This window comes from Devosia ginsengisoli, from assembly GCF_007859655.1.
Taxonomy (GTDB): Bacteria; Pseudomonadota; Alphaproteobacteria; order Rhizobiales; family Devosiaceae; genus Devosia; species Devosia ginsengisoli.
Genome location: NZ_CP042304.1, coordinates 3,842,616 through 3,862,463, shown reverse-complemented (window position 1 = coordinate 3,862,463; position 19,848 = coordinate 3,842,616). Strand labels below are relative to the sequence as shown.

Below are 19,848 nucleotides of genomic sequence, written 5' to 3'. Positions count from 1 at the left end.
CGGGCGAAGGCCAGGCCCTCGCCCCTTTCAAACTGGAATTATGCCGTGGCGGCGAGGCTGCCCGTGCCGCCCGAGGCCTGCACGGAACGTGATCCGGCGGTGATGGCGGCAGACAGGCATTCGGCCGGGCTTGCGCCCTCGAGCCAGACATTGAGGAAGCCGGCATTGAAGGCATCGCCGGCGCCGGTCGTGTCGATAACCTCGACCTGCGGGCTGGGCAGCGCGATGACGGTATCGTTCATAGCCAACAGGGCACCGTCGCCACCGCATTTCAGTGCCACGACGGGGAAATGACGCGTGAGGACGGCCAGCGCAGCGCGCGGATCGTCAGTGCCGGTCAGAGCATAGGCCTCTTCCTGATTGGGCAGGAAGACGTCGACGCCGGCGCTGCGCTCGAAAAACAGCGGGTCGCGGATAAGGTCATCGTCCCAGCTGGGATCGAGCGACACGGTGAGGCCATTGGCCTTGGCGGCCGAAATGGCATCCCGCATTTCATGCAGGGTGGCATATTCGGCGATATGCAGATGCGCCGCTTCCGGCCAGGCCAAAGCGCGCTCGAAGCTCGACGGACGGGCATGGCCTGCCCGCAGCGACAGGAAGGCGCGGTCATTGTCGTTGACCATGACCACGGTCAGTTGCGGGCCAGCGCTGTCCTGTCGGTCGAGAAACTGCAGGTCGAGCCCCAGGGCTTCGATCTGCCCGGCCAAAGCCACGGACAGGGCATCGGTGCCAAAGCGCGCCAGCAGGGCCGATGGCCGCCCGCTTGCCGCCAGATGCGCCGCCGTGATCAGCGCGCCGCCGCCGGGGGTCATGGTGAAATCACTGGCAAACAGCTCGCGCCCCAGTTGCGGCATGCCGCTAAGGCCACGAAACACCATATCGCAGTAGATGCGGCCGAGGCTGAGCACAGCCCCGGCTTTCGTTGAAGACGTCATGCCCGGCCCAGAGCCTTTTCGCTCGCAGCATCGAAGAGGTAGAGCGCGCCCGCTTCGGCATGGACCGACACGGTGCTGCCGATGGCCGGAACAACCCGGCCCGGCGCCGTGGCCGTGACCAGCGTCTTGCCAATCATCACGTGAACCAGGGTTTCCGAACCCAGCGGCTCGACCGCCTCAACCTGGCCGGACGCGCTGAGCCCGGCGCCCGAGCCTTCGCCCACGCGGAGATCGTGCGGCCGCAGGCCGACCGTAACCTTGCCCTCATGCGCCGGCAGCGTCAGGCCCGACACCGCGACGCCATCGATGGTAAGCGCGCCCTTGGACAGGCTGGCCTCCAGCATGTTCATCGATGGGCTGCCGATGAAGCGGGCGGTGAAGATATCGACGGGATACTCGTAGAGATCGGTAGGCGAGCCGACCTGCAGGATGTTGCCATCACGCATGACCACGATCTTGTCGGCCATGGTCATGGCCTCGACCTGGTCATGGGTCACATAGACGATGGTCGTGCCGAGCCGGCGATGCAGGCTCTTGATCTCCATGCGCATCTGCGAACGCAGTTGCGCGTCGAGGTTGGACAGCGGCTCATCGAACAGGAAGGCCACGGGATCGCGCACCATGGCGCGGCCGATGGCCACGCGCTGGCGCTGGCCGCCCGACAGGGCCGCCGGACGACGGTCGAGCAGCTTTTCGAGGCCGAGTATCTTGCCGGTTTCAAGGATCCGCGCGGCCTTCTCGGCCTTGCTGAGCTTGGAGGTATAAAGCCCGAAGCCGATATTCTGGCCCACGGTCATATGCGGGTAGATGGCGTAGTTCTGGAACACCATGGCGATATTGCGCTGCTTGGGTTCGCGCTGGTTCACCACCTCGTCCCCGATCAGCAGCGTGCCGCCGGAAATATCCTCGAGCCCGGCGATCATGCGCAATGTCGTGGATTTGCCGCAGCCCGACGGGCCGACAAAGACCACGAATTCACCATCCTCGATGGTGAGGTCGATGCCATGTACGGCGCGGGTCTGGCCGTAGGTCTTGACCAGTCCTTGCAGTTCGATCTTTGCCATCAGGCTTTTCCCTTCAATGCGTCGAAGCGCTCCTGGAGCAGGCGCGCGGCCTTGGCCTGGCGCTCCAGCAAATTGTCATGGCGAGCAGCAAGTTCGGCTGCCTGGTGTTTGTAGCCGTCGATGGCGGCGTTGAGTGGCTCGGGCGCGGGGCCGCCATAGCGGGTGCGCACGGCCACGAAATATTCGGGCGAAACCAGTTCGGCGAAGGTCGCCTGGTCCAGTGCCGAAGCGTGGCCGGTGGCCTTTTCGAAAGCCTGGGTAAAGGGCGTATAGCCATCGCTGACCAGGTCGCCACCCATGGCCACCACCGCCTTGGCGACGGCAGCGGCTATTTCATGGCCCTCGCGGAAGGACAGGCCTTCGCGGCGCACCAGGCTATCGGCCAGTTCGGTAATGGTGATGCAGGAGCGGCGAATATTCTGCGCTACCCGGGCCGGATCGATGCGGATTTGCGCCACCAGCGCCGCCAGCAGGTCGAGCACGCGATAGGCGCTGTCGAAGGCCTGATAGCCCATGGCCTGGGTTTCGCCCTCGCTGTCATTCATGTCGGTGAAGGGCGTATTGTGCATCACCGTCAACATGGCCTGCGCCCGGCCATAGGTCTGGCTCGCCAGATGGCGCAGATGCTCGATAGGCACCGGATTGCGCTTCTGCGGCATGATCGAGGAGATCTGCACCAGCGAATTGGGCACGTAGATCTGCCCGACCTCGAAGCTGGTCCAGACCTGGAAATCCTGGATGGGACGACCGAGATGGAGGAACATCAGCTCGATGGCGCTGTAGGTGGCGGTGATATAGTCGATGCCGGCAATGCAGGAATAGGAATTCTGCAAAGGCGCAGCAAAGCCCAGCAGCTCGGCCACCCGCGCCCGGTCGGTGGGGAAGCCTGACGTGGTGATGGCAGCGGCCCCCATGGGCGAGAGATCGACGATTGCGTAGGCCTCGAACAGGCGCCCGATATCGCGGCCCACAAACTCGACCATAGCCGAGAGGTAGTGGCCGAACGTGGTCGGTTGCGCCGGCTGGCCATGGGTATAGGCCACGATCAGGGTGGATTTCTCGCGCTCGGCGGCGGCAATGAGCGCCTTGTGCAAAGCCAGCGCCTTGCCGATCAGCACGTTGAGACGGCTGCGCAGGCCCAGCTTGAACAGGGTATGGTCGATATCGTTGCGCGAACGGGCGGTGTGCAGCCGTCCGCCGAGATCGGGACCCACGCGCTGCTTCAGCTCCTTCTCGATAAGGAAGAAGAAGTCCTCCACCTCGCCGGTATAGACGAGCCTGGACGGGTCGATTTCGGCGTCGATGCTGTCGAGCGCCCGGGCAATGTCACCCGCCTGGGCGGCATCGAGAATGCCGGTTTCGGCCAGCATGACCAGATGGGCGCGGTCGATGGCGCGGAAGCCATCGACATGGTGGTCCTTGGCCCCGTCGAACAGGGGCGCAAGCACCGTTTCCTTATAGACGGGGTCGGGAAAGACCGAGCTGTCGGATAGTCGTGGATCGGTCATTTCTTAGCCCTTCAGGCCGGCCAGCATGACACCGCGCACGATGAAGCGCTGCAGGGCCAGGAAGACGAGAAGCGTGGGGATGGTGCCGATGGCGGCGCCGGTCATGATCAGCTCCCATTGAATGGAAGCCTCGGCCGAGAAGCTCGAAATGCCTACGGGCAGCGTATAGAGCTCCTTGGAGGTGGTGACGATCAGCGGCCAGAAGAAGGCGGTCCAGTTCCCCAGGAAGGTGAAGATGGCCAGGGCCGAGATGGCGGGCACCACCATGGGCATGGCGATCTTCCACCAGATGGTGAACTCGTTGAGCCCATCGACGCGCGCGGCTTCCAGGAAGTCGTTGGGTACGCCCTCAAAGAACTGCTTCATCAGGAAGGTGCCGAAGGCCGTCATCATGCCGGGGAACATGATGCCCCAGTAGGAATTGAGCCAACCGAGCTGGCTGGACATCAGGTACCACGGGATCACAAGCATTTCGGTGGGGATCATCAGCGTGGACAGGATCGCCAGGAAGATGAAGTAGCGCCCGCGGAATTCGAACTTGGCCAGCGTATAGCCCACGAGGCTATCGAAGAACACGTTGGACGCGGTCACCGTGATGGCGATGAAGGTCGAGTTGAGGAACCACTGCATGAAGCGGCCGTCACCCAGCACCTTGATGTAATTGTCCAGCGTCGGCGCCGACGGGATGAGCTTGAGGTCATAGACCTGCCCGGCCGTCTTGAGCGAAGTCGAGAACATGAACAGCAGTGGCGTCACCATGATCAGCCCGCCGATCAACAGCAGGGTCCAGGTGATGATGCGGCCAGGGCGGATGTCGCGGCGATTGGCCGCCAGCTCTGATGTCGGGGCAGTGGTGGCGGTCATTTCTTTTCCCTCAGCACATAGAGCTGGAGCAGGGACACGATGAGCAGGATGGTGAAGAGCACCACGGTCTGCGCAGCGGCATAGCCCATCTGGTAGGACGAAAAGGCCGTCTGGTAGATCATGAGCACCAGCGGCTTGGTCGCATTGAGCGGCCCGCCGGGATCATTGGTGGTCATGTTGTAGACCTGGTCGAAAATGCGCAGGAAGCCGATGGACGAGAACACGACCAGGAAGACGGTGGTGGGCTTGAGGAGCGGAATGGTGATCTTGCGCAGGATGGCCCAGTCGCCCAGCCCATCGATGCGGGCGGCCTCGTAGAAGGTGCCGGGAATGGCGCGCAGGCCGGCCATGAAAATGATGATCTGGAAACCGAGCCCGGCCCAGATGGCCGGCACGAGGACGGCTGGCAGAGCCTGTGTCGTCGAGCGCAGGAAGGGCTGCTGCTCGATGCCTATGGTGCTCAGCATGCTATTGATCACGCCGATCGGCACGGGCTGGTAGAACCAGCGCCAGACCCAGCCCATGGCTGCGGCCGTGGTCAGGAAAGGCAGGAAATAGAGCGCCCGGATAAAGCCGTGCATGAAGCGGACGCGATCGAGATAATAGGCGATCACGAAGGAGATGATCAGGCTGAGCGGCGTGCCGACGAGCAAATAGAGGAAGGTGTTCTGGAACACTTTCCAGAAGATCGGATCGGCAAACATCTTCTGGTAGTTCGCCAGGCCGATGAACTGGGCCGGACGCAGCAGGTCCCAGTTGGTCAGCGACAGCCAGAAGGCCTGAAATGTCGGGTAGAAGCGGATGCCCGTATAAAACAGGATGGGCAGGGCCAGGAAGGTCCAGGCCCAGATGACGCGCTTGGTGCTGATGTTCAGGCGGTCCCAGAAGCGAACCCGTCCCGTTTGCTGATATGCGTGCACTGACGCCATTTTCGCTCCTGCGATTTCAATCGGCCGGTGGCAGAATATCCGCCACCGGCCGCGTCGAGGGAAGGCTTTCGATTACTGACGCGCAGCGTCGATGATGGCCTGCTCGGCTTCAGCAGCCTGCTTCACCGAATCCTCGATGGCCTGGCCTTCGAGCAGCACGCGGTTGACCATGTCGATGGCAACCTGGCGCTGGCCGGCTTCGTCATAGAACTGCGTGGTATGCGCATATTCGAGACCGCTGAGGAACGGCGCAAGGATCGGGTCGGCGAGGTTCGCCTCCGTCAGGGCCACATCGCGGCGAGCCGGGAGTTCACCGACGGTTTCAAGCCAGATTTCCATCGCTTCGGGCGAGGAGATGTAGGCCAGGAACTTCTGGGCGGCTTCCAGCTCTTCGCCTTCGGCAGTGGCGCCGATGGCGTTGGCGAAATAGCTCGAATAGTTCGACTTGACGCCTTCGGCATTGGCCGGAAGCTCGACCACGCCCCATTCGAACGGGTTCGAGGCAAAGGCGCCCAGACGGAACGTGCCGTCGATGGTCATCGCTGCCAGACCGGCGCGGAATGCCGCCTGACCTTCGTCCATGAAGCCCAGCAGGCCGACATTATGTTCGGTCTGGAGGTCGGTATAGAACTTGAGGCCGGCAGCGCCCGCCTCGGAATCGTAGGCCACATTGCCTTCGGCGTCGTAGGGCTCGCCGCCGAACTGGCGCACGAGGTTCTCACGCCACCAGTGGTGGTCCTGGCCAGCCATGTCCATGGTGATACCGGCCGAGGTGATGTTGCCGGCGCCATCGCGCTTGGTGGTGGCTTCGGCCGCGGCGAGCAGCTCGTCCAGAGTGGTCGGCGGCTCGATGCCGGCTTCGGCGAAGATGGCCTTGTTGTAGAACAGGGCCAGCGAGCGCACGGCGGTGGGCAGGCCGTAATAGTCGTCGCCGCGCTTCATCGCCGAAACGATGGGGAAGAAGTCCGATTCGATCGCGTCATGCGGGAACACGGCGGGATCGAGCGGCTGGATGAGGCCACCGGCCACGAACTGGTCGAGCCAGCCATAGAACAGCTGAACCACATCGGGGCCCTGGCCGGCGACCTTGGCCGCGACGACGCGGGTCTGGTAGTCCGCATAGGGGAACGTGGTCTGCTTGACGGTAATGTCAGGATTTGCGGCTTCGAAATTCTCGATCAGCTTGTCCATGGCCTGGACGCGGCTGTCGAACACATACTGCCAGTACTCGATTTCTACGGCCTGGGCGGAGCCCAGCGCCAGAAAGCTAATGCCGGCAGCGAGCCCGGCCAACTTTGCCTTGGTGAACATCAATATCCTCCGTTGAGCCATCGGCTGTCCGACGGCCATATCTGGTGCGAGACGGGCGCACGACCGCCAATCCACGCTTAGCGTCGGATATGTGACGCTGGCTTGTCAATAAAATAATCTACTTGAGTTATTCTGTTCGCTCGCTAGTCTGAGTTGTCCATGTCGTGTAAGCAAATGGATTGGAGGGCCGCCGATCGTGAACAGCCGCAGCAAGCGAATTCTGCGCCAGCGCGTTGCCATCGGCTCCAATCCTGAGCGCAACCGGGCGCACAATCGCCGCGTCGTGCTGGAAGTCATCCGCATGCACGAGCATCTGGGCCGCACCGAAATTGCCCGCCGCGCCCATCTGACGCCGCAGGCCGTCGCCAATATCGTTGAGGAACTGCTCGAAGAGGGCCTGCTCATCGAACTGGGCCGGCTGCGTTCCGGCCGCGGCCAGCCGCCCATCCAGTTTGCCGTCAACCCCAATGGCCCGCTGACCGCGGGCATCGAAGTGGCGGCGGATCACATGGTGACCGTGCTGCTCGACCTGTCCGGCGGCATCAGGGGCCAGTCGATCGTGTCCCTCGCTGGACCCGGACCGGACGTGGTGCCGGACCTGGCGGCCAGCGAAGTGCGTAAATTGCAGGATGCGCTGGGCGCCGACAGCAGCAAGTTGCTCGGCCTCGGCGTCGTCATGCCCGGCCCCTTCGAGATCGAGGGCATGAGCTCGGTCGGCCCGGCCACCCTGCCCGGCTGGACCGGGGTGGACCCCGCCCCGCTCTTTGCCACGGCGACCGGCCAGCATGTCGTGGTGGAAAACGACGCCACGGCTGCCGTCGTCGGCGAACGCCTCTATGGGGCGGGCCGGCAATTGGGCAGTTTCTGCTACCTCTATTTCGGCGTCGGCCTGGGCCTGGGCGTCATCCAGGATGGGCGGCCGATGCGCGGCGCTTTCGGCAATGCCGGCGAAATCGGCCATGTCGGCCTGACGCCCCGCAAGGGCAAGGGCGTCTATGGTCCGGCCGGGGCACTCGAACGCTTCGTTTCCGTCTTCGCCCTGCGCGAACGGCTGGCCATGGCCGGCATCTATGTCGCGACCGTCGAGGACATCCAGCGGTTGCATGACGAGAACGACCAAACCCTCAGGGACTGGATCGCCATGGCGGCCGATTATCTGGCGCCCACCGTGGCCATGCTGGAAAATATCTTCGATCCGGAAACGGTGATTTTCGGTGGCGGCCTGCCTGACTCGGTGCTCGACGCCGTCATTGCCGCGCTGGATCCCCTGCCGGTCTCCGTCGCCACCCGTCTGCAGCGCTCGCTGCCGAGGGTGCTGCGCGGACAGACCGGACAATTGACCGCCGCATTGGGTGCGGCCGCCCTGCCCCTGCTCGATACGGTATCGCCCCATCTCAGCGTAGCCGATCCGGCTAGCTGATCTTTCAATTCGATTCGGAAATTTTGCCGATGCTTACCAGTCGCGAACGGCTGCGCCGCCAGGCCGCCACTCCCCACCTCGTCGCCCTGCACAATGCCCTGGGGCGGCTCGGCTCTCCGTTGACCGCCATGAATACCGGCGCGCATCCGGATGACGAGCATAATGGCATGCTGGCCACTCTGCGCCACCAATATGGCATGCGCATCGTCGTAGCCTGCTCGACACGTGGCGAGGGTGGTCAGAACATCCTTGGCCCCGAACGCGGTGGTGCACTGGGCGTGCTGCGCTCGCGCGAGATGGAGGAAGCGGCGCGGGTTATCGATGCCGACATTGCCTGGCTCGGTCATGGTCCTGATGATCCCGTACATGATTTCGGCTTTTCGAAATCGGGGCCTGATACGCTGGCACGCTGGGGCGAAGAGCGCACCATCGAGCGGCTGGTGCGCGCCTATCGGCAGTTCCGGCCCGATATCGTCATCCCCACCTTCCTCGACGTCCCCGGCCAGCACGGGCACCACCGCGCCATGACCCAGGCGGCAGAGACCGCGCTGGCTCTGGCCGCCGATCCGACCGCTTTCCTCGAACATGCTGCCGAGGGCCTGCTCCCCTGGCGCGTCTCTAAATATTACCTGCCGGCCTGGTCGGGCGGCGGCAATGGCTATTATGACGACGAGGTCCCGCCACCCGCAGCCACAACCAGTATCCTCGCCAACGGCTCCGACACCGCGACCGGTCTCGCCTATGATCGGCTGGGCGAGGTCTCCCGCACCAATCATGCCAGCCAGAACATGGGGCATTGGCGCCACCCCGGAGAACAGTCCTGGGCACTGCATCTGGTCGGCGGCGCGGCCGAGGCCGATATTACGGCTGGCCTGCCCACAAGGCTTGCCGACCTGGCCGATCTCGCGGAGCTCGCCCAGGCCGATGCTGCCCTGGCGGCAGCTATCGCCGCCTTCCCCAACGGCCACGCGGTGCTGAAGCACCTCATATCGGCCCGCGCCGCCATTCGCGCCGCGCAAGGCCGGCTGACGGAAACCGCTCAGGCCCTGCACGGCCACCGTCTTGCCCGCAAGCTCGCGGAAATCGACACCGCAATGGCGCTGGCGGCAAATATCAACGTGCTGGCCAGCCTCTCCTCGGCCGATGTTGCACCCGGCGCTTCCCTCGACCTCATCGTCGAGATCGAGCCGGGCCTTGCCGAAGCCATAGAGATCGAGCCGATCACCGGCCCGCTGCTCCACCCGGTGGCGGCTCAAAGCGTGACCGAGCCAACAACCGTGCTGTCGCTGCAGGTCCGCACCGATGCCCCGGCCGGTAACGCCTTCGCCCCCGACTGGCAGAGCCTGGGTGGCAATGGCGCACTCTCGCTGCTGGTCCATGCCGAAATTGCCGGCGAGCGCCTGACCTTTGCGGTTGATACGGAAGAGCCTCTGCAGGTTGCGCCGCCTCACCCGCTGCAACTGGCCCCCGAAGCGCTCATCCTGCCACTGCCCGCCCAAGGCCGGCACGGCATTGCCCTCAAGCCTGAACTCGACCCGGCACGGCTTAGCCTGTCCACCCCGCCCGGCCTGACGCTGGAGCGCAGCGGCGCTGGATTGGTACTGGTCGCCGGGCCGCAACTGCAGGCGGGCCGCCACAGCCTGCCCGTCACCGTTGATGACCAGCCGGCCCATATCGTGACGCCCATCGCCTACCCGCATATCGGGCGCACCCGCTTCGTGCGCCCCCTTACGCTCGATGTACTGGCGCTCGACCTCACCCTGCCCAGCTCCCGCGTCGGCTATGTCGGCGGCGGCAGCGATCGCGTGGGACAGTGGCTGGCCCGCATGGGCGCCGATCCTGTCATTCTCGATGCCGACGCGCTTGCCGGATCTCTGTCCGGCCTCGACACGATCGTGGTCGGCATTTTCGCCTATGGCACGCGGCCCGACCTTGCCGCCGCCAATCCCCGACTGCGCGACTGGGTCGAAGCCGGCGGGCATCTGGTGACGCTCTATCACCGGCCCAGCGATGGCTGGGATCCCGACGCGACCCCGCCGCGCCATCTCATCATCGGCTCGCCCTCCCTGCGCTGGCGCGTCACCAATCCGGCAGCGCCGGTCACCATGTTGCTGCCCGACCACCCGCTGCTCGCCGGCCCGAACCGGATCACGGCGGAAGACTTTGCCGGCTGGGATAAGGAGCGCGGCCTCTACTTCGCCTCCGACTGGGACAAGGCCTATGAACCGCTCCTGTCGATGAGCGATGCCGGCGAAGTCCCACTGCTCGGCTCGATCGTGTCGGCCCCCATCGGCAAGGGGCGCCACACCCATACCAGCCTAGTCCTCCACCACCAGCTCGACCGTCTGGTGCCGGGGGCCTTCCGTCTCATGGCCAATCTGCTGCAGCCGGCCTGACATGCCCGACAACACCGCGCCGGGCATCGGCATGGCCTGGCTCATGGGCGACATGGTGCTGGTCACGGTGATGACCGTGCTGGTCAAGCTCGGCGGGGCCGATTACCCCGCCGTGCAGATGGTGTTCATCCGCTCGCTGGTGGGCCTGGTCAGCGTATTGCCTTTGGCCTGGCGGCACCGGCAGGCGCTGCGCCAGACCAAGCATTGGGGCCGCCACGCCTTCCGCGTCTTTTGCAATACGGCGGCGCTCAACGCCAATTTCGCCGCCCTGACCGCCCTGCCGCTGGCGCTCGCCAATGCCATCGGCTTCATGCGACCGCTGGTCGTGCTGGCGCTGGCTACATTCATGCTGGGCGAACGTTCCGGCCCGTGGCGCTGGGTCGGCGCCGGTATCGGCTTCGCTGGCGTGCTGCTCATGGTGGCGCCGGGCGAGATCGCCTGGAATGCCGGCATCCTGGCCGCCCTGGCGGCTGTCGCGTTCGGCTCGCTGGCCACGGTGCAGACGCGGGCGCTCAAGGGCGAGAACACCACCATTCTCATGGTCTTCTACACTGTCGGACTCACGCTCTTTACAGCCGTCCCTGCCGCCATCGCCTGGCAGCCAGTCGCCCCATCCGCCTGGCCGCTGTTGCTCGGCATCGGAGTGCTCGCCCAGATCGGCCAATATTGCTACCTGCGTGCCTACCAAGCCAGCCCGGCCAATGTGCTGGCGCCGCTGGGCTATCTCTCCATCGTGCTGGCCAGCATTGCCGGTTATCTCGCCTTTGGCGAAATACCGGCCTGGACCACGCTGGCCGGCATCGTCATCATCCTTTTCGCCCTCGTCCTCACCGCACGCCTCGACCGCCGGCAGTCATCCAGGGAAGCACCAGCCCATGAATCAGACATTTGACGTTGCCGTCATCGGCCTCGGCGCCATGGGCAGCGCGGCGCTCTATCAACTGGCCCGACGCGGCGCAAAAGTGGTGGGTATCGACCGCCATCATCCGCCGCATAGCCACGGCTCCACCCACGGAGAAACCCGTATCACCCGCCGCGGCATTGGCGAAGGCGAGGCCTACGTACCCCTGGCCAGCCGCTCGCACGAAATCTGGCGGCAGTTGGAGGCGGAAACCGGACAGGCCCTGTTCCACGAAGTGGGCAGCATCGTCATCTCCGAACATGACGACAATGTCGCCCGCCCCGGCCGCACCGGCTTCATCCGCCGGTCGATGGCCGCCGCCGAACGCTACGGCATCCCGCATGAAATTCTCGATGCCGGCGAAATCCGCCACCGCTTCCCCAACCTGGCCCCTCAGGACAACGAGATCGGCTATTACGAACCGGGCGGCGGTTACCTGATCCCCGAAAACTGCGTTGCTGCCCAGCTCACCCGCGCCGGGCAACTGGGGGCAACACTGCAACTCGGCCAGACCGTCACCCGCTTCGACGCAACGCCGTCGGGCGTGACCATCCACCTCGCTGACGGCACGACCCTGTTCGCCGGCGAAGTTATCGTGTCGGCCGGCCCTTGGGCGCCCGGCCTGCTCCGCGCACCGTTCGACCGCATTCTCAGGCCCACGCGCCAGGTGATGCACTGGTTCGCCCTCGCCCCCGATGCCACCCCCGCCTGGCAGAATTCGCCGGTTTTCATGTGGCCGCACGGCGAGAGCGAAGACGGCTTCTTCTACGGCTTTCCCTCGCTGGACGGACTGTCGGTCAAGACGGCCGACGAATTCTATGGCGCCGCCAGCGACCCCGACCATATCGATCGCCAGGTGCCCGAAAGCGACAGCCGTCGCATGTTCGACGCGCATCTGCGCGGCCGGCTGGTCGATGTGACGCCCCGGCCCGTCCGCACCGCGACCTGCATCTATACCGCGACGCCGGACAGCATGTTCCTCATCGACCGCCACCCGGCACACGGCAATATGCTGGTCGTCTCGCCCTGTTCGGGCCACGGCTTCAAGCACTCGGCGGCCATCGGCGAAAGCGCCGCCCAATGGGTGCTGGACGGAGGCCCGGCCATCGACCTGAGCAGCTTCGCCCTGTCCCGCCTGATCTAGAGCAAAAGAAGCCTCCGACCGGGGGCGGTCGGAGGCTCTGCCGCTGTCGATGCGCGGCGCAAGCGGCCCGCGACGGGAGGATCGCGGGCCGGAGGGGTGGATCAGTGCTTCGCTGGCTGGATCAGGTTGGCCATGATCCGGAAGGCACCGGGGGTCAACTTGTCGAGCTGATGGTGCAGCACGAGGCTCGTATGGGTGTGACGGCCTTCGCCGATCTCAGCCGAGAGCAGCGCACCGGTCAGCGGCTCCTCGCCCGCATCGCTCATGGCGACCAGGGGCTTGTAGACCTCATCCCATTCCGACGCGAAGTAGAGCCCGCGTTCCTTGTCCCAATTGGCCCAGTCGTCCTCGGTGATGACGTTGGGATAGTTGAACAGTGGATGATCGGGCTCCAGCACCGTTACCGGCGCCGCCGCATCGGTCACGCGATAGCGGATCGAAGGCGAACCGATCTTGAGATAGGCCAACGGAACGGTGTCGGTGTTCCAGCCATCCGAAGGACGGTGATAGAGCGTCACCAGGTGCCCGCCATTCTTCACCCATTCATGGATGCCTGGCAGCGCCGCGACAAGGTCGGCACGGCGTCCGAAGGCATAGATGCCGACCACCAGCGTATCGAGGTCGCGATAGGCACCGGCCTCCATATCCGACTGGCTCAACTCCTTGAGATCGACGCCCAGCCGCTTCAGCCAGACACCGACATTGTCGTTATTGCCGCCAATATAGCCGATCTTGCCTTCCGGAATGATCGCCCCGACCGACTGCACCGGCACGGCCACTTCCGTGGGCACGACCGAGCGGCCGATATGGGGATAGGTGAAGACATTGATGGCATAGGCCGGCTGGTCGAGCAGCTTGGGCGCGATGGTGATGCGGGCGGTGCCGAGGTCATCGGGCGGCGCCAGTTCGAACGTGCCGGCTTCGGCACCGGTCTCGCCCTTTGCCGTCATCGACCAGCCCTCGGGCAGGTTGAAGTCGAGGTCGGCGGTGGTCGCCCCCGAAACGACGGCAGTCATCTCGACCGGCACGATGTCCTTTTCGGTGTTGAACACCACGGCATCGGGCTGCAGTTCGAGCGAGGCGTCCGGTAGCACGCGCAGCGCGTCTTCAAGGTCGATGTCAAGCACCGCCTTGTAGCCGGAAATATCGGCCGTCAGGCGCACGAAGGCATCGCCATTGCCGCCGAGCGGATCGAACTGCTCGTTGAGCGGGTTGGTGAGATCGGCATCATCGGCGACGATGACCTTGACCCCGTCTTCCACCGGCTCGCTGGTAATGCCCTCGCGGGACACCACGGCCACGCTGTCGACAGTCACGGCGTCAGGCGCATCGACCACGGTCTTGACCACGATGTCCTGACCCGGACGCAGGTCGCCACCATCGGTGAAGGCGCGGATCTGCATGCCGGCGGCCGTGGCCAGCGCCAGATTCACTTCCTTGATCTTGCGATCGAGGCGGTGGCCGGCATCCAGTTCCAGCTCTTCAGGCAGGCTGGCGCGAGCTTCGGCGATGGCCTTGCCGATTTCGACCAGCTTGCCTGAGACCACGGCAGGATCGCCATAATCGGCAATGGCCTCGTCGATCAGGCCCTGGGCATTGCGCAGGGCATCGGCGGCAGCAGCCGGCATGCCATCGAGTTCGGCAATGTGACCCACCGTGGCAATCAGGCCGTCGCGGATGTCCTCTTCCTGCCGGCCGGCGTCGCCATTGGCGGCCCAGCTCAGGTTCAGCGGCCATTCGGTCTGCGGATCGGGACGCCAGGAGCCCATGCCCTGCGTCTGGTGGCACACGCGCGACCATTCGCCCATCTGCGGGAAGGTGGCGCCGGAAATCGGATCGCGCTCGGGCGCACGGATCATCAGCGTCTGCGGCGGGGGCGGGGTTTCGTCGTCATAGACGCCACCACCGCCACCCCATGCCGGCTGGTAGATCTTGGGCACGCTCCAGGGCTTCAGGCCCGCCGCGATCTGGTTGGGAAATTCTTCGGGATTGCCGGAAATCTCGGCCGTCACGAAAGTGGCGACATTGGCGGCGCGGTGATGACCGTGCTGGCCGCCCACATCGAGGAAGCAGTTCATGATCACGTCAGGACGATAGTAGCGGAACGCCCAGGTCATGCGCTCGATGACGCGATCCCGGCCCCAGCGGTCGATGGTCTGGTTCGGATCCTTGGAGAAGCCGAAATCATGCACAGGGTCGTGGTGGCCCTGGCCGCCAAAGGCCAGCGAGGCGTCGAGCGCGCGCGACGCTTCGGTCATTTCGCGGGTGCGCAGCACACCGAGAACCGAGCCGCGTTCGGGGCCGATAGCGTTCTGTCCGCCTTCGCCACGGGTGATGCAATAGAGAACCGGGCGAATGCCATAGACGTGCCGCAGAGCCGCCAGCATGCCGCTGGGCTCATCGTCCGGGTGTGCGCCCGTGGTCATCAGGGTCACTGTCGATGTCAGGCGTTCCAACTGACGGTACAGCTTGACGATGGCGGGCTCGCCCTTCTGGGCCGCGATCAGGTCCCGGTCGGCCGCCGGAGCCGCCCAGGCAGGAATCTGCGTGGCCGCCAGCAAGGGCGGAACGGAGGCGATAAAGGTTCGCCGAGTCAAACGAGTCATTGGTCTTTTCCTCTCCTGAGACCGTCAGCTGCCTGACCCTCCACGGTCATTTGCGACAGTCGCATGAAGGACTATGCGAGTCCCATTAACTTAACTCAAGTGTGTTAATCAGATTTTTGCCGCAGTAAATCGGCAACAGTGACCTGCCTCCCGGATGAGCCTGAACGCTCGAACAAACCACACCATCTCCGCCGCCTCACACTGCAGCAGCGATGGTCCTGCCCTTGAGATAGGCGCTCACCTGGTCGGCCGCGATGCTGGCGGCGCGGCGCGCCGTTTCCTGGGTGGCCCCCGCCAGATGGGGGGACAGCGTGACGTTGGGCGCCTGGCGAATTTTCGCTTCCGGCGGCAGCGGCTCAGTATCGAATACGTCGAATGCCGCCCCCATCAGCTTTCCGGTTACCAGCGCGGACGCCACTGCATTCATGTCGACCAGCCCGCCCCTTGCGGCGTTAACCAGGATGCCGCCATCCGGAATCACTGCCAGTTGGGCCGCCCCGATCATGTTGCGCGTTTCCGGCGTCAGTCGTGCATGCAGGCTGACGATCCTGGATCCAGCCAGCAAGGCATCCAGCGTTTCCACCCGCTCGGCGAAGCCGTCCACACTGGGCGCGAAGGGATCGAACACCCGGACATGCGCACCGAAACCATTGAATATCCAGGCGACATGTCGCCCCACCGCGCCGTAGCCGACAATGCCCACCGGCGCGCCATGCAGTTCGAAGGCGACTTCGGAATAGGAATAGAGATCGCTGCGCCATTCCCCGGCGACCACGCTGTTGTGTATCTGGGGAATGCGCCGCAGCGCGGACAGGGCCAGGGCTATCGTGTGCTCTGCTGTGGCGATCGCATTGCGCCCCGGCGCCGACATCACCGAAATCCCCCTGGCCTGGGCCGCTTCCAGATTGACATTGATCGGGCCGCCGCGCGTCACGCAGACCAGCCGCAAATCCACCGCCCGATCGAGTACGCGCCGCGTGATCGGCGCCATCTGGGTCACGCAGATCTCCGCCCCTCCGATCAGGTCCATCATTTCCTGCTCGATATCGGATGCCTCATCTACCTCGGCTACCGGACCGAAGGGGACGACGGGCCAGGGCAAGGTGAGCTCCGTGAAGGAAACCGGCGCAGCGCCGATCCTTTCGAGAATGGCCGCCTTGAGGTGCTCGTTGAGCACGAAATGATCGCCAGCCAGCAAAATCCTAGTCATGAGAAAGCCCATCCAGATATGTGGGAATGTTCAAAGTGATGAGGCCGATGCCCCTGTTGGAAATGTCGATCTCGGTCAAAGTGCAATTGCCAAGTGCCGGGAAGACCTGCCGATATCGCTGCAGGGGAATATCGAGCAGATCGCAAAGCAGCAGGCGGATCAGGGTCGAATGTGCAACGATCAGCACTCTTTGTCCCTCGTGGGATGCAGCGATCGTGTCGAGCGCCGCCCACCCCCGCGCAACGGCCTCTCGCGGCGCTTCGGCGCCCTCGAAGACATTGTCGACCGGGTTTTCCAGATAGGCTGCAAGCTCGGCGGGACGCTCCGCTTGCGCCTCCTTGCGCGTCTTGCCTTCGAGCCAGCCGAAATCCACTTCGCGCAGGCGCCCGTCGAAGGTCGGGGGAAACCCGCTCGCCTGTGCCGCCGGCGCCGCGGTGGCGCGCACGCGCTGCATGGGCGACGCCCATATGGCATCAAGATCGGCTTTGGCAGCCCAGCGACCCAGCGCCTCCGCCTGCCGCAGCCCCTGTTCGGTCAGGCCGATTTCGGAGCGCCCCGCATAGCGGTTTTCTGCATGCCAGAGCGTTTCCGCATGTCGGGTCAGAATGAGCCGGGTCATCTGTTGATCTTGCCTTTCGCATGAGCGGCTAGTCGGGCCGGCAGCCAGCCGCGCTGCTGCAACGCGATCACCAGGGCGCCGTATCGGTCGAAGCATTGCTGCTGCCGTGCGGGAGAGGGCTCCACCACCTTGCCCCGCCGGACCATGCTCGCCCCCGCCTGATGCAGCCCCACCTGGCTGGCAGCGGCAAGCACCGCCATGCCGAGCGCCGGTTCGGCCACACCGGGCACGATCAGTTCACGCCCCAGCATATCGGCCCTGAGCTGCGTCAAAAACCGGCTGCGAACTGCGCCACCACTCACGGCGATCTGCCCATGCGTGGGAAAGCCGAGCTGCTCGACATGGTCAAAGCACAGGCGCTCCATGGCCGCGATGCCCACTGCCAGCGCATGATAGCCGTCGACGGCGTCATCCTGCATTGCCGGCTCGAGAAAAAAGGCTTCGGCCTCGGCCGCCGTGAAAGGAAAGCGCTCCCCCCTTTCGCTGGCCAGGGGATAGGCCGGCAGCGGCAGAGGTCGTGCCGCCGCCGCAGCTTCAAGGGCATCCGGGTCCAGGCCTGGCAAGAGGCGCGCGATCGCCCCGGCACCCGAGCTTGACGCGCCACCCGGCAGCCATTCGCCCAGTGGCGAGCGATGCGAATAGACGGCGCCGCTATCGTCCGGGATCAACGCGGGCGAGGTTCCCTTGAGAATAAGGGTGGTGCCCAGAACGCTGTTCCAGCTCCCCACGGTCACGGCACCGCTGCCGAGTTGCGCCGCGCAGCCATCGGTCATGCCGGCCAGGATGGGCGTGCCGGGACGCAACCCGCAATGGGCCGCGCTTTCCATGCAGACCCGCCCAATTTCGGTGCCTGGACGCACCAGTCGCGGTAAGACGATCGGATCGAGCCCCAAGGCTGCGATCAGCGCCCCATCCCAGTCCTCGGTCACCAGGTCGCAGCCCGATTTGAGCGCGTTGCTGGTATCGGCGGCGGTCCTCTGCCCGGCCATCAGGCTGGTGATGAAGTCGGCCTGATGAAACACCAGCGCGTCGGGCGCCGCGTCGGCCGTCAACCACAGGATTTTGGGCAGGGCCCAGACCGGTTGCATGCGGCCGTAGCCCATTCGACGCCACAGCGCCGCGCCGATGTCATTGACGGTCTCGACCTGGCCGGTGGCCCGGCGATCGTCATACATGATGCCGGCCGAGAGCGGCCGAAGCTGCTGGTCCGCCAGCAGCACCGTTCCGGATGTGCCGCAAACCGCAAGTCCCGCAACGCGATTCCGGTCGATATCGGCCATCGCCTGCCGACAAGCCGCGCCCACCGCTTCCCACCACTGGCGGGGGTCCTGTTCATGGCGGCCAGCTTCCCGATGGCTCGCCAGCGGCGCCTGCCCGCTTGCCAGGATGGTTCCGTCGCCCGCCGCGACCAGCGCGCGGACGCTCTGCGTTCCAATATCGATACCGAGCCAGGCCATTTCCGCGCTCATGGCTGAGCGGCCTTCCGCGGCATGGCTGTGCGTGCCGCCACGAATTCGGCGTAGAGAGCTTCGTAATGCGCTTTCCGCATGGGGTTCGGCTGCCAGACCCGCGCCGTACCCCGCCACCGCAGCGCCACGGTCCGCTCGTCCTCTCCATCGAGCGCAGCCCGCGCAGAGAGCGCGGCACCACGCGCCGACAATTCCGAACTGGCGGGGCGATGCACGTCTATGCCCGTGGCATCGGCCAGCATCTGACACCAGCCATCGCTATTGGCGCCACCACCGCAAACGGCGATCCGCTGCCCGCCACCCGATGCAAGCGCGCAATCGAGCAGGGTCATGGTGAGCCCCTCCAACACCGCGCGCATCAGATTTTCCGGTGCGTGGTCCAGCGACAGTTGGGCAAAACCGCCCTTTATCAGCGGATCGACAAAGGGGGATCGCTCCCCGGCAGGCGACAGATAGGGCAGGAATACAGCGCCGCGCGCTTCGGCCTCCAATGCAGCGGCGACCGCCGCTTCCACATTGGCAAATCCCAATATCCGTGCCGCCCAAGCCAGCGTCTCCATACCCACCAGCGCCGGAAAAAACCGCAAAGCCGATCCGGTCCGACCCAGCGGCACGTCGGTGCCGCCAAAAGGCGGAGGTGTTCCGCCGGCGACCACGCTGCCGGTCAGGAAGGTGGTGCCCAGCACCATGAGCATGTCGCCGGGTTCAACGCAGCCGGCCCCCAACGCGGCGGCGGGCACATCATAGGGCGCGAGCACGACCGGCAGATCGGCCGGCAGGCCGGTCGCCGCGGCGACATGGGGCAACACGCCATGTACCGGCCGACCGGTCGGCGCGATATACGGCAGCAATGCCGCCATATGCTGCACGCCGCTCAAGCCCAGCAGGGTATCGTCATAAGCCTGGCCGGCCGCCGGCATGAACGGCACGGCGGCATCGCTGGGATCGATCAGCGTCTGTCCGGTCAGTCGCCGATAGATCCAGCTGCCGCAGGTAAAGGCGGTCTTGGCGCGGGCGAGCACCGTCGGTTCCTTCTCGGCGAGCCAAGGCAGGATGGCAGCCGGTGTGCCGGCAAAACCGGTAAAATGGCCGATATCGAGCATGCGGCGCAGCGTGCCGTCGGCGAGCCAGCCGGCGATGCGCGGCCCGGCCCGGCCGTCATTCCACAGAATGGCCGGTCGTACCGGCTCACCCTCGGCATCGGACAACCAGCAACCGTCGCCCTGCGCGGTAATGGCCAGCCCGGCAAGAGACGGCCCGGCCGCCTGCGCCAGTTCCGACAGTAATCCTATAACTGCCTGCCAGACCGCGCGCATGTCCTGCTCCGCCCAGCCCGGCTGCGGCCGATCCACACCCACCGAGGCGCGCGCCACTACGCGCTCACGACCGGCCCGGTCGAACAGCACCGCCTTGATACTGGTCGTTCCCACGTCGATGGCGGCGTGGACCATATCCTGCTTGTCACGAGCCAT

The 19,848-nt window shown here is 65.1% G+C and carries 15 protein-coding genes; 4 read left to right on the top strand and 11 right to left on the bottom strand.

The window, feature by feature from the left end; translation table 11 throughout:
* Window positions 1-38 precede the first annotated feature (38 nt).
* The 6 genes from FPZ08_RS18890 to FPZ08_RS18865 form a co-directional block, all read right to left on the bottom strand.
* Entirely contained in the window at window positions 39-935 is an 897-nt protein-coding gene (locus tag FPZ08_RS18890; protein WP_146291832.1) for a carbohydrate kinase family protein, read from the bottom strand.
* Window positions 932-1,999 (bottom strand): ABC transporter ATP-binding protein, encoded by a 1,068-nt coding sequence (locus FPZ08_RS18885; protein ID WP_146291830.1) that lies wholly within the window; start codon window positions 1,997-1,999, stop codon window positions 932-934. Before FPZ08_RS18885 ends, FPZ08_RS18890 begins: the two co-directional genes overlap by 4 nt.
* Window positions 1,999-3,507: an argininosuccinate lyase gene (gene argH / locus FPZ08_RS18880; protein ID WP_146291828.1), complete on the bottom strand. Its 1,509-nt coding sequence runs from the start codon at window positions 3,505-3,507 to the stop codon at window positions 1,999-2,001. Before argH ends, FPZ08_RS18885 begins: the two co-directional genes overlap by 1 nt.
* A 3-nt stretch (window positions 3,508-3,510) precedes the next feature.
* Entirely contained in the window at window positions 3,511-4,371 is an 861-nt protein-coding gene (locus tag FPZ08_RS18875) for a carbohydrate ABC transporter permease (protein ID WP_146291826.1), read from the bottom strand.
* Window positions 4,368-5,300, bottom strand: coding sequence for a carbohydrate ABC transporter permease (locus tag FPZ08_RS18870; protein ID WP_146291824.1), 933 nt, complete (start codon window positions 5,298-5,300; stop codon window positions 4,368-4,370). The genes FPZ08_RS18875 and FPZ08_RS18870 overlap by 4 nt, the downstream gene beginning before the upstream one ends.
* 72 nt (window positions 5,301-5,372) lie before the next feature.
* A complete protein-coding gene (locus FPZ08_RS18865) occupies window positions 5,373-6,611 on the bottom strand; it encodes a sugar ABC transporter substrate-binding protein (RefSeq protein WP_146291822.1) in 1,239 nt (412 codons plus the stop codon).
* Between the two features lie 196 nt (window positions 6,612-6,807).
* Here FPZ08_RS18865 and FPZ08_RS18860 point away from each other — a divergent pair, with 196 nt between their 5' ends.
* The 4 genes from FPZ08_RS18860 to solA are packed head-to-tail and all read left to right on the top strand — an operon-like array spanning window position 6,808 to window position 12,472.
* The gene (locus FPZ08_RS18860) at window positions 6,808-8,031 is read left to right on the top strand and encodes an ROK family protein (protein ID WP_246132714.1); all 1,224 of its coding nucleotides are present in this window, start codon (window positions 6,808-6,810) and stop codon (window positions 8,029-8,031) included.
* Between the two features lie 29 nt (window positions 8,032-8,060).
* Entirely contained in the window at window positions 8,061-10,427 is a 2,367-nt protein-coding gene (locus FPZ08_RS18855) for a PIG-L family deacetylase (RefSeq protein WP_146291820.1), read from the top strand.
* 1 nt (window position 10,428) lies between these two features.
* The gene (locus tag FPZ08_RS18850) at window positions 10,429-11,319 is read left to right on the top strand and encodes a DMT family transporter (protein ID WP_146291819.1); all 891 of its coding nucleotides are present in this window, start codon (window positions 10,429-10,431) and stop codon (window positions 11,317-11,319) included.
* Window positions 11,303-12,472, top strand: a complete 1,170-nt coding sequence (solA, locus tag FPZ08_RS18845) for an N-methyl-L-tryptophan oxidase (protein ID WP_146291817.1) — start codon at window positions 11,303-11,305, stop codon at window positions 12,470-12,472. The genes FPZ08_RS18850 and solA overlap by 17 nt, the downstream gene beginning before the upstream one ends.
* Before the next feature lie 101 nt (window positions 12,473-12,573).
* On the opposite strand, the gene FPZ08_RS18840 is transcribed toward solA, so the two are convergent.
* From FPZ08_RS18840 to FPZ08_RS18820, 5 genes are all read right to left on the bottom strand, one after another.
* Window positions 12,574-15,078, bottom strand: coding sequence for a PIG-L family deacetylase (locus FPZ08_RS18840; protein ID WP_146291815.1), 2,505 nt, complete (start codon window positions 15,076-15,078; stop codon window positions 12,574-12,576).
* A 196-nt stretch (window positions 15,079-15,274) separates the two neighbouring features.
* Window positions 15,275-16,288, bottom strand: a complete 1,014-nt coding sequence (locus FPZ08_RS18835) for a 2-hydroxyacid dehydrogenase (protein WP_146291813.1) — start codon at window positions 16,286-16,288, stop codon at window positions 15,275-15,277.
* Window positions 16,281-16,907, bottom strand: a complete 627-nt coding sequence (locus FPZ08_RS18830) for a histidine phosphatase family protein (protein WP_146291811.1) — start codon at window positions 16,905-16,907, stop codon at window positions 16,281-16,283. Before FPZ08_RS18830 ends, FPZ08_RS18835 begins: the two co-directional genes overlap by 8 nt.
* Window positions 16,904-18,376: an FGGY-family carbohydrate kinase gene (locus FPZ08_RS18825; protein WP_146291809.1), complete on the bottom strand. Its 1,473-nt coding sequence runs from the start codon at window positions 18,374-18,376 to the stop codon at window positions 16,904-16,906. The genes FPZ08_RS18830 and FPZ08_RS18825 overlap by 4 nt, the downstream gene beginning before the upstream one ends.
* Window positions 18,373-19,848: an FGGY family carbohydrate kinase gene (locus tag FPZ08_RS18820; RefSeq protein WP_146291807.1), complete on the bottom strand. Its 1,476-nt coding sequence runs from the start codon at window positions 19,846-19,848 to the stop codon at window positions 18,373-18,375. Before FPZ08_RS18820 ends, FPZ08_RS18825 begins: the two co-directional genes overlap by 4 nt.

Bases quoted from the DNA above. Each gene is read 5' to 3' on its own strand.
- FPZ08_RS18890 (WP_146291832.1), bottom strand. From the start codon at position 935: ATGACGTCTTCAACGAAAGCCGGGGCTGTGCTCAGCCTCGGCCGCATC.
- FPZ08_RS18885 (WP_146291830.1), bottom strand. From the start codon at position 1,999: ATGGCAAAGATCGAACTGCAAGGACTGGTCAAGACCTACGGCCAGACC.
- argH (WP_146291828.1), bottom strand. From the start codon at position 3,507: ATGACCGATCCACGACTATCCGACAGCTCGGTCTTTCCCGACCCCGTC.
- FPZ08_RS18875 (WP_146291826.1), bottom strand. From the start codon at position 4,371: ATGACCGCCACCACTGCCCCGACATCAGAGCTGGCGGCCAATCGCCGC.
- FPZ08_RS18870 (WP_146291824.1), bottom strand. From the start codon at position 5,300: ATGGCGTCAGTGCACGCATATCAGCAAACGGGACGGGTTCGCTTCTGG.
- FPZ08_RS18865 (WP_146291822.1), bottom strand. From the start codon at position 6,611: ATGTTCACCAAGGCAAAGTTGGCCGGGCTCGCTGCCGGCATTAGCTTT.
- FPZ08_RS18855 (WP_146291820.1), top strand. From the start codon at position 8,061: ATGCTTACCAGTCGCGAACGGCTGCGCCGCCAGGCCGCCACTCCCCAC.
- FPZ08_RS18850 (WP_146291819.1), top strand. From the start codon at position 10,429: ATGCCCGACAACACCGCGCCGGGCATCGGCATGGCCTGGCTCATGGGC.
- solA (WP_146291817.1), top strand. From the start codon at position 11,303: ATGAATCAGACATTTGACGTTGCCGTCATCGGCCTCGGCGCCATGGGC.
- FPZ08_RS18840 (WP_146291815.1), bottom strand. From the start codon at position 15,078: ATGACTCGTTTGACTCGGCGAACCTTTATCGCCTCCGTTCCGCCCTTG.
- FPZ08_RS18835 (WP_146291813.1), bottom strand. From the start codon at position 16,288: ATGACTAGGATTTTGCTGGCTGGCGATCATTTCGTGCTCAACGAGCAC.
- FPZ08_RS18830 (WP_146291811.1), bottom strand. From the start codon at position 16,907: ATGACCCGGCTCATTCTGACCCGACATGCGGAAACGCTCTGGCATGCA.
- FPZ08_RS18825 (WP_146291809.1), bottom strand. From the start codon at position 18,376: ATGAGCGCGGAAATGGCCTGGCTCGGTATCGATATTGGAACGCAGAGC.
- FPZ08_RS18820 (WP_146291807.1), bottom strand. From the start codon at position 19,848: ATGGCTCGTGACAAGCAGGATATGGTCCACGCCGCCATCGACGTGGGA.